The sequence below is a fragment of the Mesorhizobium sp. WSM4841 genome (assembly GCF_055811515.1).
This window is the reverse complement of record NZ_JBVVQC010000015.1, coordinates 85,917-111,845: the sequence shown is the minus strand read 5'-3', so window position 1 is coordinate 111,845 and position 25,929 is coordinate 85,917. Positions and strand designations below refer to the sequence as shown.

Below are 25,929 nucleotides of genomic sequence, written 5' to 3'. Positions count from 1 at the left end.
AGGGCGCTGAAAGGCGCCCTTTTGCATTTCGGAAGACCGCCTCCGAAGAGCGCCGGTTCGGTCCTTTGCCGGATAATTTTCTTCCAGGCGCCACATCGCGGTAGCCGTCGCCGGCCGCGCCGGGTTACGATCGGCCGGAGTTCCTTTTCACGTCTTCAAGTCGAATCGGACGAATGCCCGGAGAGCCGCCCATGAAACCTTCGCTCGAAGACACGCTGCTTGCCGCGATCCGCACCATTCCGGATTATCCCAAGCCGGGCATCCTGTTTCGCGACATCACCACGCTGCTAAGCAATGCGCGCGCCTTCCGCCGCGCCATCGACGAGCTGGTGCATCCCTATGCCGGCCAGAAAGTCGACAAGATCGCCGGCATCGAGGCACGCGGCTTCATCCTTGGCGGCGCCGTCGCCCACCAGCTCTCGGCCGGCTTCGTGCCGATCCGCAAGAAGGGCAAGCTGCCTTACGAGACGGTGCGCGTCGCCTACAGCCTCGAATACGGGCTGGACGAGATGGAGATGCACAGGGATGGCGTGTCTCCGGGTGAAAAGGTGATCCTGGTCGACGACCTGATCGCCACCGGCGGCACGGCGGCGGCGGCGGTCCAGCTGTTGCGGCAGATCGGCGCCGACATTCTCGCCGCCTGCTTCGTCATCGACCTGCCGGACCTCGGCGGCCGCGACAAGCTCGAAGCGCTCGGCGTGCCGGTCAGGACGCTGATCGGGTTTGAAGGGCATTGATACGCTTTTTCCTTCTCCCCTTGTTGTGGGAGAAGGAAGAAACTACCCCATCTTCACCAGCACGGCGCTTTCGAACTCGATGACCTTGTCGCCGGTCGAATCGAAGGCTTCCGAGCGCAGCGTCAGCAGCCGCCAGCCTGGCCGTGACATGATGGGGCGGTGGGCAAGCGCGGTGCGGGTGAAGGTCACGGTTTCTCCGGCATAGACGGGCTTCAGCCATTTGAGGTTCTTGAAGCCGGGCGAGGGGCCGAATTCGGGCGCGGGCTCAGCGCCGACCCAGCGGGCGCCCTCGGCCTCCACGCCGGTCTCAAGGTTCAATTTCATCCAGGTTGCTGCTGTGTGCCAGCCCGACGCGCACAGGCCGCCGAACACGCTGTTTTTCGCCGCCTCTTCGTCGAGATGGAATATCTGCGGATCGTATTTCCTGGCGAACGCCTTGATCGACTCGGGTTCGAATGTATGCGAACCGAGTGTGACGGTGATGCCGATGCAGAAGAACTCGTCCAATGTCATGAGGGGCCCTGTGCGGCATCACGGGCGAGGAACATGACGGTGTTCTCGAGTTCGAAGACGCCTTCGCCACGCTGGTTGAAAAGCTCGCTGCGCATGGTGACGAGGCCGAGCTGGGGCTTGGACCTGGACAGGCGCTTGGCAAGGACGGTGGTGTTGCCGCTCAAGATGTCGCCGGCCAGCACCGGCCTCTTCCACCGGACCTGGTCAACGCCGGGGGCGCCTTGCGAGGTCGAGTCCAGTAGGAAGGCCTCGCACAGCATGCGCATGAACATCGCGCAGGTGTGCCAGCCGGAGGCCGCCAGCCCGCCAAGGATGCTGGCCTTGCCCGCCGCCTCGTCGAGATGCATCGGCTGCGCATCGAACTCCTGCGCGAATTCGATGATCTCGGCCGCGCTCACCAGCTTCGTGCCGAGGTCGAGCGAGGCGCCCTCGACGAAATCCTCATAGGCCCAAGTCTTTCCGGTCATGGTATGGAGTTCTTTCCGGTCATGGTCTGGAATCCGGTTCAAGTTTGTACGATCGCCACGGATAGGGTTCCCGGATGCAGGCGGGGCGGGATTTGGTCAAGTCATTTCTGATGCGCCAGGCTATCGCGCCCAACGCAACAGCCAACGCGATAGAAGCTCCGAAGCCTCTACAACCAGCCGCGGCGGCGGAAATACCAGAAGGGCAGGATCGCCGAGAGGATCATCAAGCCAATGGCGAAAGGATAGCCGAAGTTCCAGGTCAGTTCGGGCATGACATTGAAATTCATGCCGTAGATTGAGGCGACCAGCGTCGGCGGCAGGAAGATGACCGCGGCGACAGAGAAGATCTTGATGATGGCGTTCTGCTCGATCGAGATCATGCCGAGCGTCGCGTCGAGCAGGAAGTTGATCTTCTGCGACAGGAAGGTGGCGTGGTCGGCGAGCGACAGCACATCGCGCGACAAGGTCTTGATACGGGCGCGAATGTCCTTGCTCATCTTGGTCTGGGTCGAGGCGTGGGTGAGGAAGCCGGCGAGCCGCTGCAGCGAGATCAGGCTGTCGCGGATCGAGGAGGCGATGTCCTCCTTGCGGCCGATGGCCTTCAGCAATTCCTGAAAATCGCGGTTGCGCTTGGACGCCTTGGTCGAGCTTGCCTGGAAGATGTCGCGCGAGATCGCCTCGATGTCGCGGCCGGCGCGCTCCAGAATGTCGGCGAGGCGGTCGACGATCGCCTCCAGCAAGCCGATCAGGATGGTGTCGCCGCTGGTGCAGCCGGTCGCCACTTTCTCGGCACGCTGCGGAAAAGTCTTGAAAGCCTTCGGTTCGTGGTAACGCACGGTGATCAGCCTGTTGCCGGCCAGCACGAAGGTGACCGGCGACATCAAGGGATCGTCGGCCTCGGTCTGTGCTGGCAGAATGGCGGTCATGAAATAGGCGCCGTCCTCGACATAGAGGCGGCTCGAAATCTCGATCTCCTCCATCTCCTCGCGCGTCGGAATGGCAACACCGAGCCAGGCCTCGATGGCGGCTTCCTCTTCCTTTGTCGGGCTCACGAGGTCGGCCCAGACGACCTGGTCCCTGCTTGTCAAGAGATCGTCGGCAAGGCGCAGGCGATCATTGTCCACGACGAATGCCTTGATCATCGCCGGGTCTCCCTTGCTGAGGCCAAAAGGATGGGTTCGAGCGTCGTTTCGGATTGCACCGGACGGGCGCTTTGACGAAAGCGTGGGGCCGGGCGCAGACGCCCCTTAGACCGGGCATTGCGGGCAGTCAAGCCGCGCGGAAACGGCCTGTGCAGTCTCTTCCTTCTCCCCTTGTGGGAGAAGGTGGCCGAGCCCACGGGTCTTGCCTCCGGCAAGCCCGAGGACAGGCTCCGCTCGGGTCGGATGAGGGGGTGTTTCAGCTTGGCACCAACAGCGCTCCGGCCAACACCCCTCAACCGTCTTGGCATTACGCGCCAATCCACCGCCCGGGGCGAGTCATCGGCCTCGCCCGCCCTTCGGGCCCCACAAGGGGAGAAGGAAGAAGGCGCCGTCGGTCAGCTCAGGTGTTGAACTTGAACAGCATGATGTCGCCGTCCTGGACGACATACTCCTTGCCTTCGTCGCGCGCCTTGCCGGCTTCCTTGGCCGCCACTTCGCCGCCCAGCGTGATGAAGTCGTTGTAGGCGATGGTCTGGGCGCGGATGAAGCCGCGCTCGAAATCGGTGTGGATGACGCCTGCCGCCTGCGGCGCTTTGGCGCCCTTGTGCACGGTCCAGGCGCGTGTCTCCTTCGGCCCGACGGTGAAATAGGTGATGAGCTGCAGCAACTCGTAGCCGGCGCGGATCACCTTGTTCAGGCCAGGTTCCTCAAGGCCCAGCGTTGCCAAAAATTCCATTTCCTCTTCGTCGCTGAGCTGCGCGACCTCTGCTTCGATCGCCGCGGAAATTACCACGGTGCGGGCGCCTTGTGCGGCAGCCATCTGTTCGACCGCTTTGGTGTGCGCGTTGCCGGTAGCGGCGTCGGCCTCGGCGACATTGCAGACATAGAGCACGGGGTGCGACGTCAGCAGGTTCAACCCCTGCAGGATGCGCAGATCCTCCGCGGAGATATTTTTGAGCAGGATGCGAGCCGGCTTGCCGGCCTGCAGGAGTTCAAGAGCTGCTTCCATCATCGGAAGCACGGTCAGCGCCTCCTTGTCCTTGCCGGAAGCGCGCTTGCGGAACTGCACGATGCGGCGCTCGAGGCTGTCGAGGTCGGCGAGCATCAGCTCGGTTTCGACGGTCTCGGCGTCGGCGACGGGATCGATGCGGCCCTCGACATGAGTAATGTCGTCATCCTCGAAGCAGCGCAGTACATGGACGATGGCGTCGACCTCGCGGATGTTGGCCAGGAACTGGTTGCCCAGACCTTCGCCTTTCGAGGCGCCGCGCACCAGGCCGGCAATGTCGACGAACGAGATGCGGGTCGGAATGATCTCCTTCGACTTGCCGATCGCCGCGATCTTTTGCAGGCGCGGGTCGGGCACCGCCACTTCGCCGGTGTTCGGTTCGATGGTGCAGAACGGATAGTTGGCGGCCTGCGCCGCCGCCGTCCTGGTTAGCGCGTTGAAAAGCGTCGACTTGCCGACGTTGGGCAAGCCAACGATGCCGCATTTGAAACCCATTTTTATCCGGTCCTATCGGGAAATCGAAATTTGGTGAGGGCTATGGGCGAAAGCGCCGACGATCGTCAAGGCGCAATTCAGTTCAGGGGTTGCGCAATGTCGTCGGTGCCTATGGCCAGCGAGCGAACGCCGGACCTGCTCAATATCTGTAGGAGGTGCCAGAACGCGTCGACGTCGGCGGTTCCGAAATCAACCGTCAACTGCCCATCGAGCAATTGCGTGCTGTGAATGATGTTTCCGACGATCTCCATCGTCTCGCGCTCGCCATCGATATCGAACCAGGTGCGAAACCATTCGTCGAAGAGATCGTCGTCAAGGTCCTTTGTGTCGAACTTGAAATGGACCTCGTCCCACTTGAACGGCGATATTAAGGCGTCCATTCCGCCGATCTCGGCGCGAATATCCGGAGAGAATTTCAGATAGGTATCGCTACTGATGAATTGCGGGTTGGGCTGTCCGTCGTTGGAAACGAAGTCGACTGCTATGAAATTTCGATAGAAGGAATCGACGTTCGAGAACTTGACCTCGGTCGTATGCGATCCTTGGCTGTTGGCAGCAAGTTCGCCGACAGCTGAGACGAACTGATCGACATATTTCTGCCTGACGCGGCGGATCAATTCCTGAACGTCGTCCATGTCCATGGCCTAATCCTTGCCGCCGAACAGCTTCTTCAGCATGGCGGCCATCGGGCCGGTTTCGGGCAGTTTGGCCGCCGGCTGCTGCGGCCGCGCCTGACGGACGTGGCTCTTCTGTTTTGCACCCTGTTGTTTTTGCCCGGGCTTTTCCGGCTCGGGCGCAGCACCGGTCTTGCGCTGAACGGCAACGCTGACCTTGTTCATGAAGCCGGGCTCATCACCCCTCACGATCAAGTCGGCATGAGCACCGATGGCTTCGAGCAGCGGCTCCAGCCACTCGCGATCGGCCTTGGCGAAATCGCCAAGCACATGATGCTGGACGAATTCCTTGACGCCGGGGTGGCCGACGCCGATGCGCACGCGGCGGTAGGCGTTGCCGACATGGCCGTCGATCGAGCGGATGCCGTTGTGACCGCCGGCGCCGCCGCCGGTCTTGACGCGGACCTTACCGTCGGCGAGGTCGATCTCGTCGTAGAAGACGGTGAGCGCCGAGGGGGCGAGCTTATAGAAGCGCAGCGCTTCGCCGATCGACTGGCCGGAATTGTTCATGAAGGTCTGCGGCTTGATCAGGATGATTTTTTCGCCGGCAAGCGTGCCTTCGGCGATCAGGCCCTGAAACTTTTTCGACCAGGGCGAAAAGGAATGGCGGCGGGCGATTGCGTCCGCCGCCATGAAGCCGACATTGTGCCGGCTGTTGGCGTATTTCGCGCCCGGATTGCCGAGGCCTGCAAACAGCAGCATCGTCACCTCCGGGCGGAAAGGGATTACTTCTCTTCGGCGGCAGGAGCCACTTCGGGCTCAGCCGTTTCGACCGCCTCTTCCTCCGCCTCCGGCTTCATCGCCGCGGAGCCGGCAATGGTTGCGACGGTGAAGTCGCGGTCGGAGATCACCGGCTTGACGCCGGCAGGCAGCTTGACCGCCGAGATGTGGATCGAATCGCCGATATCGGTGCCGGTGAGATCGACGGTGATGAATTCCGGGATCGCATTGGCCGGGCAGTGGAACTCGACTTCGTGACGCACGATGTTGAGCACGCCGCCGCGCTTGATGCCGGGCGACTTGTCCTCGTTGATGAAGTGGACCGGCACGTCGACATTGACTTCTGTGTCCTTGCCGATGCGCAGGAAGTCGACATGGACCGGAAAGTCCTTGACCGGGTCGAGCTGGTAATCCTTGGGCAGGACCTGGATCTTCTTGCCGTCGACATCGATCGTGGCGATTGTGGTCAGGAACCCGCCGCCATGGATCTTGTAGTAGATGTCCTTGTAGGTGAGGGCAATCGCCAGGGGAGGCTGCTTGTCACCGTAGATTACTGCAGGCACTTTACCGTTGCGGCGAACTGCACGGGCGGACCCCTTACCGACCTGTTCGCGCGCTTCGGCCTTGAGCTCGTAAGTATCGCTCATGGCATTTCCTTTCGCGTTGTTCTGGAGCGTTCGCGGCCGGCGAGATGCCTGGGCCGTAAACGTCGAAAGCCGTCATGGCCTTACATGATCTGGTCCAAAATCTTTTTTGGGATCACGTGAGGCCGGACAGCCTTCCGCCGCGTTGCCTCCAAGGGTGTCTACGCGGGTGGCGGCTCTATAGCGGAAGGTGAGGCGGGGTGCAAGCGGAAGGCGGGTGGGTGTCGTAAGCAGATGAGTTGTCCGGATTAGGTAGCACGTGAGTTGTCCGGTTTATCGCCAGCGCATGGAGGCTGGGGATGAAACGGACAGCATGGCTACAGGACCGGAGAATGCAGAAGTTTGTTGGTGTTTTGCGCCGCTGGGAGGGCGGTGACCTTTCGATGATGGAAGCTGGCGAGGGTCGCGTCCCTACAGGTGGTGTAGCTCGGCGATAGCGAAGCCGCTCACGAAGCGCGCCCTCGATAGCGCTGTGGCGGGCGAGCGGCTTTGCGGTGGTCATCGACGTTCGCCGGTAAGGTCGCGTTGCTGACACCAACCTGATTCGAAGGAACCATCGATGACCGACGATATGATGAACCTGCGCGAGGCCGAAGTCCAACTCAAGCTTCACCGATCGTGGTCTCTTCATCGATCTTCCTGGCTTGCCTCATGTTGGGAAGGAAAACCGTCAGCAGCCCGAGCAACGGCAGGTAGGAACAGACCTGAAAGACGAAGTCGATGCCTTTCATGTCGGCGACGATGCCGAGCACGGCGGCGGCGATGCCGCCCATGCCGAAGGCGAAGCCGAAGAAGATACCGGCGATCATGCCGACGCGGCCCGGCACCAGCTCCTGGGCGAAGACGACGATGTTCGAGAAGGCCGAGGACAGGATCAGGCCGATCAGCACGGTCAGAATCATCGTCCATTCGAAATTGGCGTAGGGCAGGGCCAGCGTAAAAGGCAGCACGCCGACGATTGAGAACCAGATCATCGCCTTCTGTCCGTAGCGGTCGCCGAACGGGCCGCCGAGCAGGATGCCCAGCGCCGAGGCGCCGAGGAACAGGAACAGCATGACTTGCGACATCTGCACCGAAACGCCGAATTTATCGATGGCGTAGAAGGTGTAGTAGCTTGCGAGGCTGGCCATGTAGGCGTTCTTGGTCAGCACCAGCAAGGTCAGCACCGCCAGCGCGCCCATCACCTTGCGGCGCGGGAAGGGCGAGACGAAGCCTGCCGCCTTGCGGCTGGCGAGCGAGGCGCGCAGGCGGCTATACCAGCCGCCGACCCGCCACAGCACGATGATGCCGATCAGCGAGCCGACGGCAAACCACGCTATGCTGGTCTGGCCGAAGGGTACGACGATGAAGGCAGCCAGCAGCGGCCCGATGGCCTGGCCGAAATTGCCGCCGACCTGGAACAACGATTGCGCCAGGCCGAACCTGCCGCCCGAGGCGAAGCGGGCGATGCGCGAGGATTCCGGGTGGAAGATCGCCGAGCCGATGCCGATCAGCGACGCGCCGATCAGCAGCAGCCAATAGTGTCCGGCATAGGCCAGCACGATCAGGCCGATCAGCGAGGACGCCATGCCGTAGGGCAGCGAATAGGGCATCGGCCGCTTGTCGGTGACCATGCCGATCAGCGGCTGCAGCAAAGAGGCCGTCACCTGGAAGGTGAAGGTCAAAAGGCCGATCTGCCAGAAATCGAGACCGTAATTGTCCTTCAGCAGCGGATAAATTGCCGACAGCAGCGACTGCATGATGTCGTTGACACAATGGCAGAAGCTCACCGCAAGAATGACGGTGAAGGCCGTCGCTTGCGCCGAAGTGTGGCTGGCCGCCGCAGGCGTAGCGACGGTGGTGGCTGTCGTGTCGGTCAAGGCATGCTCCGTGGTCTTTTTGGCGGGCGCTGCAGCAGGCGGCCCCATAGCCCGATTGCTTTATATAAGTCACTTGTCGGGCGACTTCTTTCGTGGTTTGGTCCAATAGTTTCGCGAGTGGGCCAATACCCAATGCCGCATGACAACGAAATCTTCAAACCGGGCGACACCGATCTCGGCCAGTTCACCGATCTCGGGCAGTTGCATCAGCGCCGCTGGCAGTGGCTGGAGCAGGCCGTTGGGCCGGCGGTGGCGCTGCCGACCGAATATCCCGACGGCTACCACGTGCCGCAGCACCGTCACAGTCGCAGTCAATTGCTGCATGCGCTTGTCGGCGTCGTGCTGGTGACGACGCGGCATGGGCGCTGGATGGTGCCTCCCGATCATGCCATGTGGATTCCCGCCGGCACCGAGCATTCCGTCGAGATGCTTGGCGACGTCAGCATGCGCTCGGTCTATGTGATGCCGGACGCCATTGCGGGGCTGCCTGAAGGGCTGCGCGTCGTCGGCATCACAGATCTGATGCACAGCCTGATCGTGGAATCGGAAAAGCTGCCGCAGGGCGCCGAGTTGGAGGGGCGCGGCGGGCTGATCATGAGCCTCCTGCTGTATGAAATCCCGAACCTGCCGGAACGGCCGCTCGGCCTGCCTTTTCCTTCAGATCCAAGGCTTGCGGCACTCTGCCGGCGCTTCGTCGCAGCACCCTCGCCGCATGCGACGATCGACGAATGGGCCGATATCGTCGGCATGAGCCGCCGTTCCTTCACCCGCGCCTTTCATCGCCAGACCGGATTGTCGTTGTCGACATGGCGCCAGCAGGCCTGCCTGTTCGCGGCCTTGCCGAGGCTGGCCGACGGCGAGCCGATCACAAGGGTGGCGCTCGACCTCGGCTATGACAGCGTGCCGGCCTTTATCACCATGTTCAAGCGCATGCTGGGGGCATCGCCGCGCGATTATATGCGCGGCGGGCGGGATGACGGCGAAGGAGTGCGGCGGACAGCGTCCAAAACGCGAACCAGATAGCTGCCGTCAGGGTTTAGCTAATGCTGATCAAATTCGAAGGCCGCACAACAGCCCTTTGATTGATCGCTTTCGGCCCATTTACCCGCATCGTGGACGCAAATTTGCCTCCCTCAATGAACAGCGAGCGATAACCGCCAGCTCAATCTTATTGTGGACCGGGAACGGCTCTAAAAATCGGCGAATACGGGATTAGTTAACTTGCTTTCAATGTAATCGCGAACTATTGACAAGTCAGTTAAAACGGGCGAGCTATTTTACAGAAGTACTAAATCTTGGGGGCTGTAACTTGCTTGGACTTGGGCGTCTTCGGCGCGCTGCGTTTGTGTTTTTCCATCTCTGGCTAATGGTTTCGGCCGCAACGGTGTCTACAGCTCTGGCTTGGGCCCCGGACACTGTCATGACCTTTCAAATCATTCGAAACTCGGACCCGGCATGCGAACCAACCTGCCCGGCGTGGATCTACGCTACAGGCTCGATCGAAACCTCGTCGCCGCCGGCTCTGCGCAAGGTGCTCAAGAGCCTCGGTGCAATTCACCTGCCGATTGTTCTGACATCGAATGGCGGCGACCGGCAGTCTGCTCAGGAGCTCGGTCGGATCGCCAGAAAGAACAAGCTAACGATCATCATTGGCACTTCACCTATCGTTTGCAAACACAAGCCCTCGGTGTGTCGCAAGATGCGAAAGTTTGACGGCACAGCTCGATTCAGAGATGCCAACTGCCTCTCCGCCTGCCCCTTGTTCCTTGCCGGTGGTGTCGTAAGGCTTAACAGCGACCGCAACTTCGTTGCCGTCCACAAAGGGCAAGCCGTCTTGTACACAAACGGCGACAAGAGCTTTACCGAGATAAAGTCTGCCAAGAGAACCGCTGAGGTTATGGCCAATGCTCACCAGGAAAAGAAGCGATATCTCAAAGAGATGGGTGTCGCCGTGGCTTTGGAGGACGAGGCTTTCAAGCACAGCGGCGACGATTTTTATGAGGTCCCTATCGACAAGCAGCGTGCTTGGGGTCTGATAACGGGCTCAGTGGAAGATCTGGATTTCACCCAGCCTCAATACTGCAAAAGCCAGCCGCTCCCCGAGAACTGCGTCTTAAAGTAAAGTAGGATGGCTCGCTTCGCCATAAACCGTCGGCCTGCCAGCTAGTCGAACAGGCTCGACACCGATTCTTCGGTCGCCGTGCGCGAGATCGCCTCACCCATCAGGTCGGCGATGGAGATGACGCGGATGTTGCTGGCGTCGAGCACCGCCTGGGTCGGCTGGATGGAATCGGTGATGACCAGTTCCTGCAGTTTCGAGGCGCCGATGCGGGCAATGGCGCCGCCCGACAAAACGCCATGGGTGGTGTAGGCGGTGACGCTGGTGGCGCCGGCGGCAAGCAGCGCATCGGCCGCATTGCACAAGGTACCGCCCGAATCGATGATGTCGTCGATCAGCAGGCAATCCTTGCCGCGCACGTCGCCGATGACGTTCATGACTTCCGATTCACCGGGGCGCTCGCGACGCTTGTCGACGATGGCAAGCTGGGCATCGATGCGCTTGGCGAGCGCGCGCGCGCGGACCACGCCCCCGACATCCGGCGACACGACCATGACATTGGCAAGCTTCTTGTATTTCGCCTTCACGTCGCGGGCCATGACCGGCACCGAGAAGAGATTGTCGGTCGGGATGTCGAAAAAGCCCTGGATCTGGCCGGCATGGAGATCCAGCGTCAAGACACGATCGACGCCCGCGCGCGTGATCATGTTGGCGACCAGCTTGGCCGAGATCGGCGTGCGGCCCGAGGCGCGGCGGTCCTGCCTGGCATAGCCGAAATAGGGAATGACCGCGGTGATGCGCTTGGCCGACGAGCGCATGAAGGCATCGATCATGATGAGCAGTTCCATCAGGTGATCGTTGGTCGGGAACGAGGTGGACTGCAGGACGAAGACATCCTCGCCGCGCACATTCTCCTGGATCTCGACGAAGATTTCCTGATCGGCGAAGCGCCTGACGCTGGCTTTGCCCAGCGGGATGTTGAGATAGCGGGCGACCGCTTCGGCCAGCACCCTGTTGGAATTGCCCGCGAAAAGCTTCATGCACCGTTCCTGGTGAAGGATGGAGACTCTGGCAGACTCTCTTGAGCCCCTTAGTCGGGGCTTTTAGCGGCCTGTGCCGGTATTGCAAGCGTCGTGATCGGGAATCCGCCGGCTAGTCTCAATAAACGTCGACGACGAGGGAAGCCGGCAATATGTCAGCCCGCCTATCAGCCCGCTTGGCCGCCAAGCCATGTGGCGAACTGGTCGATCGTCTGGTCGGCGATTGCCTGCATGGTCTCCGGCGCGACAGCAGCCCAGCCTTCGCCATCATTGACCGAGGGCGCCTTCTGCTGACCGTTGATGCGATGCAGCCGGTTGCCTGCAGGGTCATAGACGTCCCAGACATAGATGACGGTGGTATCCTTGCCTTCCGACATCGTTGAGAAATAGCCTTTCAGCACATGCGTCGGGGTCTGGCCGGCGCTGCCTGCCAAGGTGATGCCGCGCTGCTTGGCTCGCGTTTGAAGCGCCGCGGTCAGCGGTGTCGCGGCTTCCACCGAGGCGCCGACGATCGGCGCTACCTGCAGTCGGGCTCGTGCGATGACGGCGGCGCTCTTTGCGGGCGGCGCGGTCGTGGTTGCAGGCTGCGCAGGGGCGGAATACTCTGTTGCTGCGGAAGACTGCGCGGTCGTTGCAGGTGTGGTGGGCGTTGCAGCCGTGCCGGTTCCGGCCGTTGGCGACTGCGGGGCGATGGCCGAGGGTTCGAGAACGTCCTTCGCGTTAGTGCAGGCGGCCAGCGTCAGCGCCGCGAGCAATGACACGGTCGTCACGTGCGATCGCCTCATTCCCTCAAAACTCCCTGGCGAAGAACGCCCTTTGCATCCGTACCATTATGGATTCATTGCACAATCAAGTCGAGATCATGGCGGGACAGCGGTTTCGGCTGCGATTCAGTCGTCAGATAGGTGCGGCCGAGCGTCATTGCCGTCTCGGTTTCGGAGTCCATGATGATCATGTGGGCGAACAGCGTCATGTTTGGCGCAATGGGTTCCGGATTGCCCTGATAGAACATCGGCATGTCCATCCATGATGGGGTGAAGCGGGCGCCGAGCGAATAGCCGCAGGCGTTGAGCCGGTGTTTGGTCAAGTTGTGCGCTTCGAGCGTGCGGGCATGCGCGTCGAACACATCGCCGAAGGTATTTCCGGGCGTCATCGCCTTTTCAACCGCCAGAAGTGCGGCGCGCGCTGCATCGAACAGTTCCTGGTGACGTTTCGACACCTTGCCGGTCAGCACCGTGCGCATCATCGCCGCATGGTAGTGGTGGAAGACGCCGGCCCATTCGAGCGTCAGCTGGTCGTTCTTGCTCAGCTTGCGACGGCCGGCCTTGTAACGGCAAAGCAGCGCGTCCACGCCAGAGCCGATGATGAACTCGTTGGCCGGATAATCGCCGCCGCCGGCAAAGATCGCGCCCTGCATGGCGGCAAGGATCAAGGCTTCGTCGCCACCCTGCTTGATCAGCGGCAGGGCCGCGTCCAGCGCGTCGTCGGCGAGGGCAGCGGCCTTTTCCGCCTTGGCGATTTCGGCCGGGCTCTTGAACAGGCGCAGCCGGTTGATGATGCCGGAAGCATCGGCGATCTGGCCAAAGGTCTGCAATTGCTCGTCCAGGCGCCGGCCATTGTAGGCGGTCAGGCCGTGGGTGTCGTATTCGACGCCGATGCGGGCGCCGAGCAGGTCGAGGTCGTTGAGCAAATTGCGCAGGTCGATCGCCGGATTGGCGCCGTCGCGATCGGTCCACAGCACGATGTTGTCGATGATCGAGGTGTGGCGCGCCTGGCGCAGATCGGCCGAGCGGGTGACCAGGATCATCGAACCGTCTGCCTTCACCACCAGGCACTGGAAGAAGCAGAAGCCGAACGTATCGTAGCCGGTCAGCCAGTACATGCTCTCCTGCGCAAACAGCAGGACGGCATCGAGCTTCTTCTCGGCGATCTCGATCATCAGCCGATCGCGCCGCGCGTCAAATTCCGACCGTTCGAAATGCAGCGCCATTATTCTGTCTCCAAAACGATTGCCGAAATCTGCCGCCCGTAATCCGGCTCCTTGCGATGCGTGGTGCGCCGGTAGGAATAGAACAGATCCTCCTCGGCGTAGGTGCAGCGGCCGAGTCCGTCGGCGATCACGCCGGCCCGGGTCAGCCGATCGACCGTATAGAGGTTGAGGTCGAACATCGCGTGCCCTGTTTTCGCGGAAGGCGCGAAATAGCGGATGTTGCCGGCGTCGGCCTCGACGAAGCGGGCGACGAATTCCGGTCCTACTTCGTAGTTTTCTGGGCCGATGGAAGGACCGAGAACCGCAACGATGCGCTCGCGCCGGGCGCCGAGGCCTTCCATCGCCGCAATGGTGTTTTCCAGCACGCCTGACAAGGCGCCCTTCCAACCGGCATGGGCTGCGCCGATGATACGCGCCTCGGCATCGGCGAACAGCACCGGTCCGCAATCGGCGGTCGAGGCGCCGACGGCGATGCCCGGCCGGTCGGTGACGACGGCGTCGGCCTTCGGCCGCTCGCCGGGAAAAGGCTCCCTGGCGATGACGACGTCGGGCGAATGGATTTGATGGGCGGTCAAGAGATGGCTTGACGGCACGCCCATCCAATCGGCGACGCGGCGGCGGTTCTCGGCTACCTGCGTCTGGTCGTCGCTTGAGCCGGTGCCGATGTTGAGGCCCCGATAGATGCCGCTGGAGACGCCGCCGACTCGGGTGAAATAGCCGTGGCGAATGCCTTGCGCCCGCGCCTTTTCCAGCAAGGGCGACCGAACGGGATCCGGTTTGGTCTGATTCAGCATGGCGGCGTTGTTGTCCGTGTGGGCGATTTCGTCAAGCGACAGTCCAAAATTCGGCGACAGTCCAAGATGGGCTACAGTCCAAAGATCGGCGACGGTCTGAAATTGGGAGAGTGGGAGAGGCGGCAGCGAAAAGTCAATCCGCTGTTGCAAAGGGTGGAACGGCGATGCCGGCAGGCAGGACGGCAAGCACCTTGAAGAGGTCGCCCATGGCTTGCGGGCCGGCGAGGCGTTCGACCTCGCCTGCAATCCTTTCACGAGCCGCCTCATCGGCATTGGCGCCGAGCTGGCCGGCGCGTTCGAGAAGGCCCATTTCCACCAGGAATTCGCCTTGCGTGGAGAGATGGGCATCGAGGCCGTGTGCCCGCACAATTGCGGCAAGGGCGGCGAAATCGACATGGGCAGTGAGATCGGCTTCGCCCGGATTGGCCAGCACATCTTCGTGATGGTGCTTGCGCAAGGCCTGCAACGTGTCGCCGATCCCTGGTCGGAGATAGCCATAGTCGAGGAACAGGCCGGCGCCACCGAGCCCGGCCAATCGCTCGGCGATGGTCGCCATCAGCGCGGCTCGGGCCGGCGCGACCTCGACGATCGCGCCCTGTGGGGCGTTTTCGGCATCGTTCGGCAACAACGTTGGATCGACCGAGCTGGCGCCGGCGAAGAAGCGCAATTCGTCGGCGCTATCGAGGCCGATCATCCGTTCGCGCCAGCCTGTTCCGGCGCGGACGAACTGGCGGATCGGCACCGCGTCGAACAATTCGTTGCCGACGACGAAAAGCGGAGTCTGCGGCAAGGTGTCGATGCTTTCGTGCCAGCCGATTGTGGCCGGCGTGGCGGCAAGCGTTTGCTTCTGGACATCGGCCAGTCGCGGGCTGGTCTCGATCATGGCGAATGACGCCCCGGCGGTCAGCGCCGGATCGAGCCGCGAAAGCGTGCGCAGCATGTCCTTCATCAGCGTGCCGCGGCCAGGGCCGATCTCGGCGATGGTAACCGGCATCGGCCGGCCGGTCGCCAGCCAGGCTTCGTAGAGCCAGACGGCGATCAGCTCGCCGAACATCTGGCTGATCTCCGGTGCGGTGACGAAGTCGCCGGCAGCCCCGAACGGCTCGCGCGTCGTATAGTAGCCGTCCCGCGGATCGAACAGGCAAAGCGCCATATAGTGGTTGACGGGAATCGGCCCCGCCGCACCGATCAGCTCGACGATGCGGGTTTTCAGCCGTGTCATACCGGCTGCGATTGCGTCACTGGTCTAGAGCGACGTGCGTCCATCTGGAAAGTACGCCCTGGCGTTTTGATTCTACGCATCGTGCTTTCCCAAAATCGATGCCGGTTTTTGGACCGATTTGGTGGCCGTCGCCATCGCCCAGATGCCGGCCAGCAGCATCGGCAGTGACAGCACCATGCCCATCGTCAGCCAGCCGGTGCCGAGGAGGTAGCCGAGCTGCTGATCGGGCTCGCGGAAGAATTCGACAAAGATGCGCGAGAGACCGTAGCCGGCGATGAAGGCGCCGCCGACGAAGCGCGGCGTCTTCAGCTTGAGCCTGGAATGGGTGAGGAAGCGCAGGACCAGGAACAGCACCAGGCCTTCGAGCAGCGCCTCGTAGATCTGGCTCGGATGGCGCGCAAAGGGCCCGCCATTGGGGAATTCGACCGCCCATGGCACGTCGGTCGGCCTGCCCCAGAGTTCGGAGTTGATGAAATTCGCCATGCGGACGAGGCCAAGGCCGACCGGCACGCCGGCCGCCACCACATCGAACAGCGACCATGTGCGGATGCCGCGCGACCAGGAAAACAGCGTCATGGCGAGAATGACGCCGAGCAGCCCGCCATGGAACGACATGCCGCCCTGCCAGACGGCAAGGATATCGAGCGGATGGGCGATGTAGCGCGGCAGGTCGTAGAACAGCACGTAGCCGGTGCGCCCGCCAAGCACCACACCGATGGCCGCCCAGACGATGAAGTCGTCGAGACCCTCGGGCTTCATTGGCACGGTGCCGTCGGGCCAGAGCCTCGCGTTGGTGACGAGCCGCTTGGCATACCACCAGGCAAAGAGAATGCCGACGATGTAGCCGACGCCATACCAGTGCACCGCCAGCGGCCCGATCTGGACGATGACCGGGTCGATGTTAGGGAAGGGCAGGGCGGCCAGCGGCAGCATAAGATACTCGCTCAACAGGATCTCCCGGTTGCGATCACGTTCGGGCGCGGACCATGCGGCAGGGTTTTGACGGGGTCAAGGCGACCTGGATGCTTGCATTCCGCGTCGCGCGCCACTACGTCAAATCGAGCAAGCGAGGATTTGCCATGTCGACCGGACCGAACCGCATTCTCGATGAATTCGCCAAGCTGATGACCGATGCTGCGGGTGCCGCGCAAGGCGTGCGCCGCGAGGTGGAAACCGCCTTCAAGGGGCAGGCCGAGCGCGTTCTCAACTCGATGGACCTGGTGCAGCGCGAAGAATTCGAAGCCGCCCGCGATATGGCTGTCAAGGCCAGGGAAGAAAACACCCGTCTTGCTGCCCGCATCGAGACGCTTGAGGCAAAGCTCGCCGAATTGACCGGACAGGCCGCACCTGCCGCTGCGGCAAAGCCGAGACCAAAAAAATAATCGTTAAACTTTTCCACAAAGCACAATCGCAAAAAGCGCTTTGTCGTGAATCGCTTACCGGCATTGCGTGAATCTTTGTGACAGCGGCTTTCCACATGCGAATGACGCAGTGCGAAAAATTGGGCTGGTCACGCGACTCCCGATCAATAGACTGAATTTGTTGCATGATTCGGAGCAGGGTCATGCGCCGGGCGGTGGGGTCCGGTCTGGGGTCTTTGCGTTGACGAAGTCCCGGCCGTCCGAGTTCTAGACACGATTGTTCGTTGTGTGTGCCCCGCGGCGCGTGTGGCGCTCACTAGAGCGACGTGCGTCCACTTGGACGCACAAAGTACGCTCTAGAACTTTGAACGTTCGCATCGTGCTTTCCGAAAATCGAACGGATTTTCGGGCCGATGCGAAGGAACGACAGGAAGCATTCCATGGAACTTCTCGAACTCGAATTCTCGCGCGAAATCCATCCGGTGGATGTTATCGAGCAAGTGGCGCACAACAACGACTGGTCCTTCGAACGGGCCGGCGACGACGAGATTTCGATTTCGGTTGCCGGAAGCTGGACCGACTACCACGTCTCATTTTCCTGGATGGAGGATTTCGAGGCGCTGCATCTGGCCTGCGCTTTCGATATCAAGGTGCCGGAGGCGCGCGCGCTCGAAGTGATGCGGCTGCTTTCGCTGATCAACGAGCAGATGCTGTTCGGCCATTTCGACCTCTGGGAGCAGGAGGGCGCGATCATGTTCCGCCAGTCGCTGCTGCTAGCCGGCGGGGTCGAGCCGTCGAGCCAGCAGGTCGAGGTGCTGTTGTCGTCTGCGCTGGAAGCCTGTGAATGCTATTTCCAGGCGTTCCAGTTCGTCGTCTGGTCGGGAACCTCGGCCAAGGATGCGCTGGCCGGCGTCCTGTTCGAGACCTACGGAAACGCCTGAGCCAGATCCTCAATGAGTTCGAGCAGCCAGCGCAAGCCCGAGATCAGCTTCGCCGATTTCGACCGTGTCGATATCCGCGCCGGCACCATCGTCGAGGCCGAACCGTTTCCCGAGGCGCGCAAGCCGTCGATCAAGCTGAAGATCGATTTCGGCCCTGACATCGGGGTGAAGAAATCATCGGCGCAGATCACCAAATATTATGCGCCGGAAACGCTGATCGGCCGGCAGGTGTTCGCGGTGGTCAATTTTCCGCCGCGGCAGATCGGACCCTTTATGTCGGAAGTGCTGACGCTTGGCTTTCCCGACGAGGAGGGTGCTGTCGTCCTCGGCGCCATCGAACGCAAGGTGCCTGACGGCGGCAGGTTGTTCTAGCTTCGTCATTCACGGGCGGAGCGGGAGCGAAGCGGACGCGCAGACCCGAGGATCCATGCCGTAGCAGTGGTCGAAGAATAGGACGGTCCAGAATCGCGTTGTTCTTTCCTTGGCCGCTCCTGTGGAGCAAGTGCGGCTCGCCGCCGCCTCAACCCAACAAGTTCTTCACCGAAGGGGCCGCTCGCAGGTCACGGAATGGATCCTCGGGTCTGCGCGTCGGCTTCGCCGCCGCTTCGCCCGTGGATGACGAAAGTTGGTGTCAGTTTTCGCTGGGTGCCCAGCGCCTCTCCAACCGTTTCCAGAAACATTTCCGCGCAGGCTTTCCAGCTATAGCGCATCGCCCGTTGGCGCGCCTCGGCGCGATCGACTTGGAGCGCGGCGAGCGCGGCCTCACGCAAATCGTTCGACACCGCTCCGCCAACGCCGTCGCCGACAATGTCGATCGGTCCGGTCACCGGATAGGCTGCGACCGGCGTGCCGCTGGCCAGCGCCTCAATGATGACATTGCCGAACGTGTCGGTGCGGCTGGGGAAGACGAAGACATCGGCCGAGGCGTAGATTTCGGCCAGTTCGTCGTTCGGGCGGTGGCCAAGGAAATGGGCATCGGGGTATCTGGCCTTGAGCCTGGCCAACTCCGGCCCCTCGCCGACGATCACCTTGCTGCCGGGCAAATCCAGATCGAGGAAGGCGGCCAGGTTCTTTTCGATCGCGACGCGGCCGGCACAGAGGAAGATCGGTCGCTGGAGTCCCAGATCCTTCTTCTTGTCCGGCCGGAAATGGTCGGTGTCGACGCCGCGCGTCCATGGTCTCAGCTTGGTGAAGCCGCGCGCCGACAGATCGTCCGCCAGCGACTGGGTGGCAACCAGCGTGCCTTGTCCGGAATTGTGGAAATCGCGAAGCCAGCGATAGGCCCAGGCTTCAGGTATAGGCAGCCGCGCGCTCAGATATTCCGGAAAGCGCGTGTGATAGCTTGTCGTGAACGGCCGGCCTGCCTTGCGGCAATACCGCCGCGCCATGATGCCGAGCGGGCCTTCGGTGACGATATGGATATGATCGGCGTTGCGCACTTCGATCAGGCGCGCGATGTGGCCTGGCGTCGTCAGCGCCAGCCGGATGTCCGGATAGGTCGGCAGGGGCAAGGTGCGAAAGATGTTCGGGGTCAGGAAGTCCGTCTCGACGTCGAGGGATTTCAGGGTTTCCGAAAGCCGTTCCAGCGTGTGGACGACGCCGTTGACTTGCGGGCGCCAGGCGTCGGTGACCATCAGGATGCGCATAGCAGCCCTTTGCTTGAAAGGTCGTCGGTTTCCTTGATGCGAGGCCGCGAGGCCGAATCAATCAGGATCACGCGCTTCATGCGCGCTCTTCAGCATGGTTTCATGACGGGCCGATGAAGGCATAGCCGATGGCCGTCTACAACCACCGGAAAGCAGCCCATCGGCCCGAAAATCGAATTCGATTTTCGGAAAGCACGATGCGTAGGTTCAAAGTGTTTAGAGTGTTTAGAGCGTACTTTGTGCGTCCAATTGGACGCACGTCGCTCTAATCAGGCCGGAACCTTGATGACGGCGCGCAAGCCGCCGAGCGGGCTCTTGTCCAGCATGATGTCGCCGCCATGGCTGCGGGCAATGTCGCGTGCGATGGCAAGGCCAAGGCCGGTGCCGCTGGCGTCGAGGTTGCGGGCCTCGTCAAGCCGCACGAAAGGCTTGAACACCTCCTCGCGCTTTTCGGGTGGAATGCCCGGACCGTCGTCGTCGATGGTGACGAGCAGCGAGCCGCGGCCGTGGTTGGCGATGATCTCAACCGTCTTGGCATAACGGAAGGCGTTGCCTACGACATTGGATAACAGCCGGGCAAAAGCGTGGGGCCGCACATGCACATTTGGATCACCGGCGAGCGCGGTCGACAGTTTGCGCTTGCGCAGCGTGGCCTCCTCGCCGAGCTTGTCGAAATAGGCTTCAAGATTGAAACGGCCGGCGTCTTCCGTTGCCTCGCCGCGGGCAAAGGCAAGATAGCCTTCCAGCATGGACTGCATGTCATCGATGTCCTGGCCAAGCGCCTCGGTGTCGGCCTTGGTTCCGGTCAGCGCAAGCTGCAGCTTGAAGCGGGTGAGAATGGTCCTCAAATCGTGACTGACGCCGCTCAGCATGGCGGTGCGCTGTTCGAGTTGGCGTTCGATGCGTTCGCGCATCTGGATGAAAGCAAAGCCGGCGCGGCGAACCTCCTCGGCACCGCGCGGACGAAAATCGAGCGGCATCGGCCGGCCCTTTCCGAAACTTTCGGCGGCCTCGGCCAGCGTCAGGATCGGCCGGATCTGGTTGCGCAGGAACGGGATGGCGATCATCAGCAGCACCAGCGAGGTGCCGACCATCCAGATCAGGAAAATATGCGTGTTCGAGGCATAGGCCTGGCTGCGGCGCACGAAGGCGCGCAGCACCTTGCCTTCGAGCTGGACGCGGACCTCGATGATATTGGAATTGCCGACCGTATCGATCCAGAACGGACGGTTGATCTGATGGGTGATCTCGGACGAGAGAATTTCGTCGAGGATCGAGAAGAACGGCTTTGGACCGGGCGCCGGCAGCGGATCGGGCGGAAGCAAGTCGATCTTCAGCTGCATGCGGTCCTGTGCGATGCGGATGATGTTGGCGTAGTCGGCGTCGTTCGGATAGGTTTCGACCAGGTCGACGATGGCGGCAATGTCACGGACTGTGGCCTGCGACAGGCGCTGCGTCACGGTCTGCCAGTGGCGTTCCATGAAGACAAAGGCGAGGACCGATTGCAGCAGGATCATCGGCGCGATGACGATGATCAGCGAGCGGGCATAGAGCCGCTTCGGCATGTAAAGCGAAACGAGGCGCCAGAACCGTTTCCAGGCAAGCGGCACCGCCTTGAGCGCCCGCGTGGCGCGAGCGCTCAAGCCGCGATCTCCCGGCCGTTCCAGTTGTGTGGTCGCCATTCGCCCTTTTTGCTCATCTTCAGCCACTCAACACGGGCTGTGGGCGTCAGTCTATTCCACGCTGAGCCGATACCCAATACCGCGCACGGTCTGCAGCCAGACCGGATTGGACGGATCGCGCTCGATCTTGCGGCGCAGCCTGTTGATCTGGACGTCGATGGTGCGCTCGCCGACTTCGGACTCGTCGCCGACAAGTTCATGGCGCGGTATCGTTTCGCCGGCCCGCGCCGCGAAGATCGCCAGGATCTCCTGCTCGCGGTCGGTCAGCTTCAGAGCCTCGCCGCCGCGCTTGAGCTCCCGCCTGGCGATCTGGAACGTGTAGGGGCCGAAGACCAGTTGCTCGACCTTGGGCGTCGTCGCCGGACCGCCGCGGCGCAGGATGTTGTTGATGCGCAGAATCAATTCGCGGGGATCGAAAGGCTTCGGCAGATAGTCGTCGGCGCCGGCCTCGAGCCCGGTAATCCGGCTGTCGGTCTCGGAGAGCGCGGTAAGCATCAGGATCGGCACGTTCTTGCTTGCCCGCAGCGCCTTGGCGAGATCGACGCCGGTTTCGCCCGGCATCATGATATCGAGCACGAGCAGGTCGAAATCGAGGCCGGCGAGCTTGCGCCGCGCTTCGCCGGAATTTCCGGCAACGGTGACGCGAAAGCCGTTTTCGGTCAGATATTGTTTGAGAAGATTGCGGATACGGGTATCGTCATCAATCACCAGCAGATGCGGCGCGTCGTCGTCCGGTGCTGCCGGTCGATCAACCCTTTCAATGGTCTCCATGGCTTTTCCCTGACGTTTTTGCGGGCACAATGTCGATCTGCGCCCTTAGTTCCGGATTGACCATCGCTTCCAGGAAGCGCTCGATCAAGGCGCGTTCGGTGGCTCCGGAATCTTCCAATGCAGCATGGATGCGGCGTGACTGTGGCCGTGCCAGCGCCAGTGCCAGGGCGCGGCCCTTGGCTGTCGGATAGAGCTCGCGCTGGCGGCGGTCGCGCGGACCCTGCAACTGGACGATGTGGTCGGTGTCGATCAGTTGCTTGAGCACGCGCGCCAGGCTCTGCTTGGTGATCTTCAGCACGTCGAGGAGTTCGGCGACCGTCAGGCCCGGCCTGCGATTGACGAAATGCAGAACCCGGTGATGGGCGCGGCCGAAGCCGTAGTCGGACAGGATCTGGTCCGGATCGGAGGTAAAATCGCGATAGGCGAAGAAGAACAATTCGATGATGGCAAAGTCGATGCCGTCCTCGTCGGTGATCGCCGTCCTGATCGGTTTTCCGGCTGGGTGGCTGCGATCCGTCATCTTTTCTCCGTGCGAAAGGGAAATTATGTCAGTACTATTGACGTAATTTCCCGGCAATGGTAATTTTTGACAAGCTTTTCGGCGGATTGCGAACGAAAAGGCAAGGGAAAGCCGTTTTTCCGGAACTTCCTGTGTTTGCCAGACCTTATATATCCGCCTACGCTTCGAGATACCGGCCGCCCGGTGCGGCTGACATGAAACACGCAACGACACAATAATGTGCGGGCGGCCGCCCGCGGGAGGTTACCATGGCATCCGTTCCCTTTGACCAAATGGACGGCTTTATCTGGATGAACGGCGAGTTCGTCAAATGGGCCGACGCCAAGATCCACGTGCTGACCCATGGCCTGCACTACGCCAGCGCGGTGTTCGAGGGCGAGCGCGCCTATGGCGGCGAGATTTTCAAGCTGACTGACCACAGCGAGCGCCTGCACGAATCGGCACGCCTCCTCGGCTTCAAGATTCCCTATTCGGTTGCCGAGATCGACGACGCCTGCCGCACGCTGTTGAAAAAGCAGGGTTTCCAGGATGCCTATGTCCGGCCGATCGCCTGGCGCGGCAGCGAACAAATGGGCGTTTCGGCGCAAAACAGCAGGATCAACTGCGCCATCGCCATCTGGCAGTGGCCGAGCTATTTCGATCCGGCACAGAAGCTGAAGGGCATCCGTCTCGATCTGGCCGAATGGCGCCGCCCCGATCCGCGCACCGCGCCGTCGAAATCGAAGGCTGCCGGCCTCTACATGATCTGCACCATGTCCAAGCATGCCGCCGAAGCCAAAGGCTATGCCGACGCCATGATGCTCGACTGGCGCGGCCAGGTTGCGGAAGCGACCGGCGCCAATATCTTCTTCGTCAAGGATGGCAAGATCCACACACCCACCCCCGATTGCTTCCTCGACGGGATCACCCGCCGTACGGTGATCGGCCTTGCCAAGGATCGCGGCTTCGAGGTGATCGAGCGCACCATCATGCCGGAAGAGCTCGAAGGCTTCCAGCAGTGCTTCCTCACCGGAACGGCGGCCGAGGTGACGCCCGTTTCAGAGATCGGTCCATACCGATTCGAGGTGGGTGAAATCGCCAAGACTCTGATGAACGACTATTCTGCGGCCGTTCAACCCAAGCATGCGATCGCCGCAGAATAACGAAAGTCACAGCTTTTTTAATAAGTAGGGGCGGTTTTCGGGCCGCCCTTTTTATTTAAGCACTTCTGCATTTGACTTTCGTCCAATTCGGCGTCTCATGATGCTGTCGGCCCGGGAGGCTGGCAGCTATGGAGGGACTGGTAATATGGACATGAACACGCTTCTTCCGATCATTGTTCAGGTGATTACGGGTATCATCGGTGGCCAGGCGGTGGGCGCGGCGCTCAAGACAGCGGCAATGGGGCAGCTTACCAAAATCCTGGGCGGCGCGCTTGGCGGCGTCGGCGGTGCGGCCATCCTCGGCAGCCTGCTCGGCGGTGGTACGATCGATCCGGCTGCAGCCGCAGGCGCAACGAGCGGATTGGGCAGCGCGCTGAATGTGCAGAACATCGTCGGCGGTGCCGGTGGTGGCGCCATTCTGACGGCCATCATCGGCGCGGTCATGAATGCGATGAAGAAGTAAGCCTGGCGGTTTCGGGCTTTTCGCATGGGCGGCTTCGGCCGCCCATTTTTGTGTCGTGGCAGCGGTGGACGCCGTTTACATGTGTCTCTACATCAGGGGCCGACACAGCGAAAGGACGATCATGGGTCAGCTCAATGCCGGTATCGTGCCGGTCACGGCGTTCCAGCAAAACTGCACCATCCTCTTCGATATGGACGACAGACAAGGCGTTGTCGTCGATCCGGGCGGCGACATCGACAAGGTGCTGGCAGTGCTCAAGGATAATGCGATCAACGCGGGCGCGATCTGGATCACGCATGGTCATATCGACCATGCCGGCGGCGCCATGGAACTGAAGGAGGCGCTCGGCATCGAGATCATCGGCCCGCATGAGGCCGACCGTCCGTTGCTTGCCAATCTCGAGAACCAGGCGAAACACTACGGCATCGCCGATCCGGTGCGCAACTGCGTGCCCGACCGCTTTCTCAGCGAAGGCGATACCGTCTCGTTCGGCCAGCACGCGTTCGAGGTCTTTCATTGCCCGGGCCACGCGCCCGGCCATGTCGTATACTACAATCGTGCTGCGAAGTTCGCCCATGTCGGCGACGTGTTGTTCCGCGGCTCGGTCGGGCGCACCGACCTGCCGGGCGGCGACCATGCCGCGCTGATCGCCTCGATCAAGGACAAGCTTTTGCCGCTCGGCGACGACATCGGCTTCATCTGCGGCCATGGTCCCGGCGGCCGCTTCGGCGAGGAGCGCCGGAGCAATCCATTCCTGATTTAAAGCGCGTCGCGTCTGGGGTGCCTCAAGCGACGCGCTTCAATCTCTTCCCTTTGCATACGGACAACAAAAAAAGCGCTGGCCTTGCGGACAGCGCTTTTTTTGGGGGCAGGAAAGCCTCAGTTCGCGGTGCAGAAATGCTGTTCGCCGTCATAGCCGATGAACGTGCCGGTGCGGGCGTTGAAAGAGCGATAGCGATCCGAACAATATTCATACCAGCCACGGGTCCATGGCTCTGCGTAGCCGTCATTGTAGACGACCCGCGGTTCCGCGTAGTAGCGGCGCACCGGGGCGGGGCGTGGATAACGACCATAATCGTCGTAGCCGGGGTCGTAATAGCTGGGCTGCGGGTTGTTGAGCGCACCAACGATCAGGGCGCCGGCCGCGAGGCCAAGGACGCCTGCCGCGATCGCATCGCCATTGCCACGATGATGGTGCCGGTGGCGCCAGTCACCAGCGCTGGCCGCTGGCAAGGTCGCGAGCATGGTCGCAGCAATCGCGGCGGACAGGACGGCGGTCTTGAAAATTCGGTTCATGTCGGTCTCCTTCATGCCGGCCCGGGTAATTTGGGGGATGCGGTCCGGCTTTACCGAAGCAATTAGGCGACCGTGGCTGAACGGGGGCTGAACGAAATTGACGGGCTGGGGCCAGCCGATATTCATCGACGGCATGGCGCAAGGCACAGATATCGTACGCTCAACAAGGAGTGGACCTGCGCCACGGGACCGTCCGACGCTGTCTCGAACTCGGCTCAGCCGATCGACAGGTTGACGGCTTTCGGACCCTTGCCGCGCTTGTCCGGCTCGGTGTCGAATGTTACCTTCTGCCCATCCTCAAGACCGGGAAGGCCCGACGCCTGCACGGCCGAAATATGGACGAAGACATCCTTCGCCCCATCATCCGGCGTGATGAAGCCGAAGCCTTTGGCATGATTGAAGAATTTGACGGTGCCGGTCTGCGGCATGGGAAGCTCCTTTGATCCCATCAAGTCCAGTCTCGGGCCGGCAAATGCCCGAGTGGAAATTTGTCGTTTATTTTAGCGTCATCGGCAAGAGAAAGTTTTGCGAGCCCTGGCTTGCCGCCACGCCACGAAAAAGGCGCGACGAAAACCGCCGCGCCTTCGAAAACTCGGGTCCGGCCCTGAAAGCCGGTTCAAGGCCTCTGAAGGGCCTCGGGCACATTCCTGGCACGTCCGCGCGGACGTGCGCGCCGCCGCTTCAGTCCGCGCGCCGCTTGACCGCCATAGGTGCCGTGCCCCAGCGGTCGGGCGCGCCGGCG

At 61.7% G+C, this 25,929-nt stretch carries 29 protein-coding genes; 9 read left to right on the top strand and 20 right to left on the bottom strand.

From position 1 onward, the window contains the following. The first annotated feature begins 191 nt into the window (after positions 1-191). Positions 192-737: an adenine phosphoribosyltransferase gene (locus AC0L14_RS19185; RefSeq protein ID WP_095491616.1), complete on the top strand. Its 546-nt coding sequence runs from the start codon at positions 192-194 to the stop codon at positions 735-737. Positions 738-779: 42 nt separating this feature from the next. Here AC0L14_RS19185 and AC0L14_RS19180 read toward each other — a convergent pair whose 3' ends face one another. The 8 genes from AC0L14_RS19180 to AC0L14_RS19145 form a co-directional block, all read right to left on the bottom strand. Further along, the gene (locus AC0L14_RS19180; RefSeq protein WP_473750403.1) at positions 780-1,250 is read right to left on the bottom strand and encodes a MaoC family dehydratase; all 471 of its coding nucleotides are present in this window, start codon (positions 1,248-1,250) and stop codon (positions 780-782) included. Beyond that, positions 1,247-1,717, bottom strand: coding sequence for a MaoC family dehydratase (locus AC0L14_RS19175; protein ID WP_473641434.1), 471 nt, complete (start codon positions 1,715-1,717; stop codon positions 1,247-1,249). Before AC0L14_RS19175 ends, AC0L14_RS19180 begins: the two co-directional genes overlap by 4 nt. Before the next feature lie 167 nt (positions 1,718-1,884). Beyond that, positions 1,885-2,859 (bottom strand): magnesium/cobalt transporter CorA, encoded by a 975-nt coding sequence (gene corA / locus AC0L14_RS19170; RefSeq protein WP_473750402.1) that lies wholly within the window; start codon positions 2,857-2,859, stop codon positions 1,885-1,887. Between the two features lie 400 nt (positions 2,860-3,259). After that, positions 3,260-4,363 (bottom strand): redox-regulated ATPase YchF, encoded by a 1,104-nt coding sequence (gene ychF, locus AC0L14_RS19165; RefSeq protein WP_473750401.1) that lies wholly within the window; start codon positions 4,361-4,363, stop codon positions 3,260-3,262. Positions 4,364-4,440: 77 nt separating this feature from the next. Next, positions 4,441-5,004, bottom strand: coding sequence for a hypothetical protein (locus tag AC0L14_RS19160; RefSeq protein WP_473750400.1), 564 nt, complete (start codon positions 5,002-5,004; stop codon positions 4,441-4,443). Positions 5,005-5,007: 3 nt separating this feature from the next. Continuing rightward, positions 5,008-5,739 carry an aminoacyl-tRNA hydrolase gene (gene pth, locus AC0L14_RS19155; RefSeq protein ID WP_473750399.1) on the bottom strand — a complete coding sequence of 244 codons (732 nt, stop codon included), beginning with the start codon at positions 5,737-5,739 and terminating at the stop codon, positions 5,008-5,010. 23 nt (positions 5,740-5,762) lie between these two features. Beyond that, on the bottom strand, positions 5,763-6,404 hold the full coding sequence (locus AC0L14_RS19150; RefSeq protein ID WP_473750397.1) for a 50S ribosomal protein L25/general stress protein Ctc: 642 nt from the start codon (positions 6,402-6,404) through the stop codon (positions 5,763-5,765). A 599-nt stretch (positions 6,405-7,003) separates the two neighbouring features. Continuing rightward, positions 7,004-8,260, bottom strand: a complete 1,257-nt coding sequence (locus AC0L14_RS19145) for an MFS transporter (protein ID WP_473750396.1) — start codon at positions 8,258-8,260, stop codon at positions 7,004-7,006. Positions 8,261-8,392: 132 nt separating this feature from the next. Between AC0L14_RS19145 and AC0L14_RS19140 the strand changes: the two genes are divergently transcribed. Both AC0L14_RS19140 and AC0L14_RS19135 read left to right on the top strand, forming a co-directional pair. After that, positions 8,393-9,283: an AraC family transcriptional regulator gene (locus AC0L14_RS19140; protein WP_473750395.1), complete on the top strand. Its 891-nt coding sequence runs from the start codon at positions 8,393-8,395 to the stop codon at positions 9,281-9,283. A 397-nt stretch (positions 9,284-9,680) separates the two neighbouring features. Further along, entirely contained in the window at positions 9,681-10,382 is a 702-nt protein-coding gene (locus tag AC0L14_RS19135; protein ID WP_473750394.1) for a COG3904 family protein, read from the top strand. Between the two features lie 41 nt (positions 10,383-10,423). On the opposite strand, the gene AC0L14_RS19130 is transcribed toward AC0L14_RS19135, so the two are convergent. The 6 genes from AC0L14_RS19130 to lgt all read right to left on the bottom strand — a co-directional run bounded on the left by AC0L14_RS19130 (position 10,424) and on the right by lgt (position 16,313). Then, complete coding sequence (locus AC0L14_RS19130; RefSeq protein ID WP_123148470.1) at positions 10,424-11,359, bottom strand: ribose-phosphate pyrophosphokinase; 936 nt, start codon at positions 11,357-11,359, stop codon at positions 10,424-10,426. A 167-nt stretch (positions 11,360-11,526) separates the two neighbouring features. Continuing rightward, entirely contained in the window at positions 11,527-12,144 is a 618-nt protein-coding gene (locus AC0L14_RS19125) for a hypothetical protein (protein ID WP_473750393.1), read from the bottom strand. A gap of 53 nt (positions 12,145-12,197) precedes the next feature. Further along, positions 12,198-13,349 carry a M24 family metallopeptidase gene (locus AC0L14_RS19120; RefSeq protein WP_473750392.1) on the bottom strand — a complete coding sequence of 384 codons (1,152 nt, stop codon included), beginning with the start codon at positions 13,347-13,349 and terminating at the stop codon, positions 12,198-12,200. After that, complete coding sequence (gene pgeF, locus AC0L14_RS19115; RefSeq protein WP_473750391.1) at positions 13,349-14,143, bottom strand: peptidoglycan editing factor PgeF; 795 nt, start codon at positions 14,141-14,143, stop codon at positions 13,349-13,351. Before pgeF ends, AC0L14_RS19120 begins: the two co-directional genes overlap by 1 nt. 133 nt (positions 14,144-14,276) lie before the next feature. Beyond that, positions 14,277-15,365 (bottom strand): class I SAM-dependent methyltransferase, encoded by a 1,089-nt coding sequence (locus tag AC0L14_RS19110; RefSeq protein WP_473750390.1) that lies wholly within the window; start codon positions 15,363-15,365, stop codon positions 14,277-14,279. 72 nt (positions 15,366-15,437) lie between these two features. Further along, complete coding sequence (gene lgt / locus AC0L14_RS19105; protein ID WP_473750389.1) at positions 15,438-16,313, bottom strand: prolipoprotein diacylglyceryl transferase; 876 nt, start codon at positions 16,311-16,313, stop codon at positions 15,438-15,440. Between the two features lie 131 nt (positions 16,314-16,444). Here lgt and AC0L14_RS19100 point away from each other — a divergent pair, with 131 nt between their 5' ends. From AC0L14_RS19100 to AC0L14_RS19090, 3 genes are all read left to right on the top strand, one after another. After that, positions 16,445-16,747: an accessory factor UbiK family protein gene (locus tag AC0L14_RS19100; RefSeq protein WP_287057281.1), complete on the top strand. Its 303-nt coding sequence runs from the start codon at positions 16,445-16,447 to the stop codon at positions 16,745-16,747. A 419-nt stretch (positions 16,748-17,166) separates the two neighbouring features. Beyond that, positions 17,167-17,667: a type III secretion system chaperone family protein gene (locus AC0L14_RS19095; protein ID WP_006202532.1), complete on the top strand. Its 501-nt coding sequence runs from the start codon at positions 17,167-17,169 to the stop codon at positions 17,665-17,667. A 12-nt stretch (positions 17,668-17,679) separates the two neighbouring features. Continuing rightward, positions 17,680-18,039 (top strand): tRNA-binding protein, encoded by a 360-nt coding sequence (locus AC0L14_RS19090; protein WP_473551500.1) that lies wholly within the window; start codon positions 17,680-17,682, stop codon positions 18,037-18,039. 188 nt (positions 18,040-18,227) lie between these two features. Here AC0L14_RS19090 and AC0L14_RS19085 read toward each other — a convergent pair whose 3' ends face one another. The 4 genes from AC0L14_RS19085 to AC0L14_RS19070 all read right to left on the bottom strand — a co-directional run bounded on the left by AC0L14_RS19085 (position 18,228) and on the right by AC0L14_RS19070 (position 22,286). Continuing rightward, positions 18,228-19,313: a glycosyltransferase family 4 protein gene (locus tag AC0L14_RS19085; RefSeq protein WP_473750388.1), complete on the bottom strand. Its 1,086-nt coding sequence runs from the start codon at positions 19,311-19,313 to the stop codon at positions 18,228-18,230. Positions 19,314-19,582: 269 nt separating this feature from the next. Beyond that, positions 19,583-20,995, bottom strand: a complete 1,413-nt coding sequence (locus tag AC0L14_RS19080) for an ATP-binding protein (protein ID WP_473750386.1) — start codon at positions 20,993-20,995, stop codon at positions 19,583-19,585. Between the two features lie 51 nt (positions 20,996-21,046). Continuing rightward, entirely contained in the window at positions 21,047-21,766 is a 720-nt protein-coding gene (locus tag AC0L14_RS19075) for a response regulator (RefSeq protein WP_095491594.1), read from the bottom strand. After that, positions 21,753-22,286 (bottom strand): MarR family winged helix-turn-helix transcriptional regulator, encoded by a 534-nt coding sequence (locus tag AC0L14_RS19070; RefSeq protein ID WP_031255243.1) that lies wholly within the window; start codon positions 22,284-22,286, stop codon positions 21,753-21,755. The genes AC0L14_RS19075 and AC0L14_RS19070 overlap by 14 nt, the downstream gene beginning before the upstream one ends. A gap of 248 nt (positions 22,287-22,534) precedes the next feature. On the opposite strand from AC0L14_RS19070, the gene AC0L14_RS19065 reads away from it, so the two are divergent. From AC0L14_RS19065 to AC0L14_RS19055, 3 genes are all read left to right on the top strand, one after another. Further along, the gene (locus AC0L14_RS19065; protein WP_029349987.1) at positions 22,535-23,428 is read left to right on the top strand and encodes a branched-chain amino acid aminotransferase; all 894 of its coding nucleotides are present in this window, start codon (positions 22,535-22,537) and stop codon (positions 23,426-23,428) included. A gap of 145 nt (positions 23,429-23,573) precedes the next feature. Next, a complete protein-coding gene (locus tag AC0L14_RS19060; RefSeq protein WP_473750385.1) occupies positions 23,574-23,891 on the top strand; it encodes a hypothetical protein in 318 nt (105 codons plus the stop codon). A gap of 121 nt (positions 23,892-24,012) precedes the next feature. Continuing rightward, a complete protein-coding gene (locus AC0L14_RS19055) occupies positions 24,013-24,654 on the top strand; it encodes an MBL fold metallo-hydrolase (protein WP_473551508.1) in 642 nt (213 codons plus the stop codon). 116 nt (positions 24,655-24,770) lie between these two features. Here AC0L14_RS19055 and AC0L14_RS19050 read toward each other — a convergent pair whose 3' ends face one another. Next, positions 24,771-25,187, bottom strand: coding sequence for a BA14K family protein (locus AC0L14_RS19050; protein ID WP_123148558.1), 417 nt, complete (start codon positions 25,185-25,187; stop codon positions 24,771-24,773). Between the two features lie 215 nt (positions 25,188-25,402). Continuing rightward, positions 25,403-25,615: a cold-shock protein gene (locus AC0L14_RS19045; RefSeq protein WP_006202521.1), complete on the bottom strand. Its 213-nt coding sequence runs from the start codon at positions 25,613-25,615 to the stop codon at positions 25,403-25,405. Between the last annotated feature and the right edge of the window lie 314 nt (positions 25,616-25,929).

Bases quoted from the DNA above. Each gene is read 5' to 3' on its own strand.
- AC0L14_RS19185 (WP_095491616.1), top strand. From the start codon at position 192: ATGAAACCTTCGCTCGAAGACACGCTGCTTGCCGCGATCCGCACCATT.
- AC0L14_RS19180 (WP_473750403.1), bottom strand. From the start codon at position 1,250: ATGACATTGGACGAGTTCTTCTGCATCGGCATCACCGTCACACTCGGT.
- AC0L14_RS19175 (WP_473641434.1), bottom strand. From the start codon at position 1,717: ATGACCGGAAAGACTTGGGCCTATGAGGATTTCGTCGAGGGCGCCTCG.
- corA (WP_473750402.1), bottom strand. From the start codon at position 2,859: ATGATCAAGGCATTCGTCGTGGACAATGATCGCCTGCGCCTTGCCGAC.
- ychF (WP_473750401.1), bottom strand. From the start codon at position 4,363: ATGGGTTTCAAATGCGGCATCGTTGGCTTGCCCAACGTCGGCAAGTCG.
- AC0L14_RS19160 (WP_473750400.1), bottom strand. From the start codon at position 5,004: ATGGACATGGACGACGTTCAGGAATTGATCCGCCGCGTCAGGCAGAAA.
- pth (WP_473750399.1), bottom strand. From the start codon at position 5,739: ATGCTGCTGTTTGCAGGCCTCGGCAATCCGGGCGCGAAATACGCCAAC.
- AC0L14_RS19150 (WP_473750397.1), bottom strand. From the start codon at position 6,404: ATGAGCGATACTTACGAGCTCAAGGCCGAAGCGCGCGAACAGGTCGGT.
- AC0L14_RS19140 (WP_473750395.1), top strand. From the start codon at position 8,393: ATGCCGCATGACAACGAAATCTTCAAACCGGGCGACACCGATCTCGGC.
- AC0L14_RS19135 (WP_473750394.1), top strand. From the start codon at position 9,681: ATGACCTTTCAAATCATTCGAAACTCGGACCCGGCATGCGAACCAACC.
- AC0L14_RS19130 (WP_123148470.1), bottom strand. From the start codon at position 11,359: ATGAAGCTTTTCGCGGGCAATTCCAACAGGGTGCTGGCCGAAGCGGTC.
- AC0L14_RS19125 (WP_473750393.1), bottom strand. From the start codon at position 12,144: ATGAGGCGATCGCACGTGACGACCGTGTCATTGCTCGCGGCGCTGACG.
- AC0L14_RS19120 (WP_473750392.1), bottom strand. From the start codon at position 13,349: ATGGCGCTGCATTTCGAACGGTCGGAATTTGACGCGCGGCGCGATCGG.
- pgeF (WP_473750391.1), bottom strand. From the start codon at position 14,143: ATGCTGAATCAGACCAAACCGGATCCCGTTCGGTCGCCCTTGCTGGAA.
- AC0L14_RS19110 (WP_473750390.1), bottom strand. From the start codon at position 15,365: ATGACACGGCTGAAAACCCGCATCGTCGAGCTGATCGGTGCGGCGGGG.
- AC0L14_RS19100 (WP_287057281.1), top strand. From the start codon at position 16,445: ATGTCGACCGGACCGAACCGCATTCTCGATGAATTCGCCAAGCTGATG.
- AC0L14_RS19095 (WP_006202532.1), top strand. From the start codon at position 17,167: ATGGAACTTCTCGAACTCGAATTCTCGCGCGAAATCCATCCGGTGGAT.
- AC0L14_RS19090 (WP_473551500.1), top strand. From the start codon at position 17,680: ATGAGTTCGAGCAGCCAGCGCAAGCCCGAGATCAGCTTCGCCGATTTC.
- AC0L14_RS19085 (WP_473750388.1), bottom strand. From the start codon at position 19,313: ATGCGCATCCTGATGGTCACCGACGCCTGGCGCCCGCAAGTCAACGGC.
- AC0L14_RS19080 (WP_473750386.1), bottom strand. From the start codon at position 20,995: ATGGCGACCACACAACTGGAACGGCCGGGAGATCGCGGCTTGAGCGCT.
- AC0L14_RS19075 (WP_095491594.1), bottom strand. From the start codon at position 21,766: ATGGAGACCATTGAAAGGGTTGATCGACCGGCAGCACCGGACGACGAC.
- AC0L14_RS19070 (WP_031255243.1), bottom strand. From the start codon at position 22,286: ATGACGGATCGCAGCCACCCAGCCGGAAAACCGATCAGGACGGCGATC.
- AC0L14_RS19065 (WP_029349987.1), top strand. From the start codon at position 22,535: ATGGCATCCGTTCCCTTTGACCAAATGGACGGCTTTATCTGGATGAAC.
- AC0L14_RS19060 (WP_473750385.1), top strand. From the start codon at position 23,574: ATGGACATGAACACGCTTCTTCCGATCATTGTTCAGGTGATTACGGGT.
- AC0L14_RS19055 (WP_473551508.1), top strand. From the start codon at position 24,013: ATGGGTCAGCTCAATGCCGGTATCGTGCCGGTCACGGCGTTCCAGCAA.
- AC0L14_RS19050 (WP_123148558.1), bottom strand. From the start codon at position 25,187: ATGAACCGAATTTTCAAGACCGCCGTCCTGTCCGCCGCGATTGCTGCG.
- AC0L14_RS19045 (WP_006202521.1), bottom strand. From the start codon at position 25,615: ATGCCGCAGACCGGCACCGTCAAATTCTTCAATCATGCCAAAGGCTTC.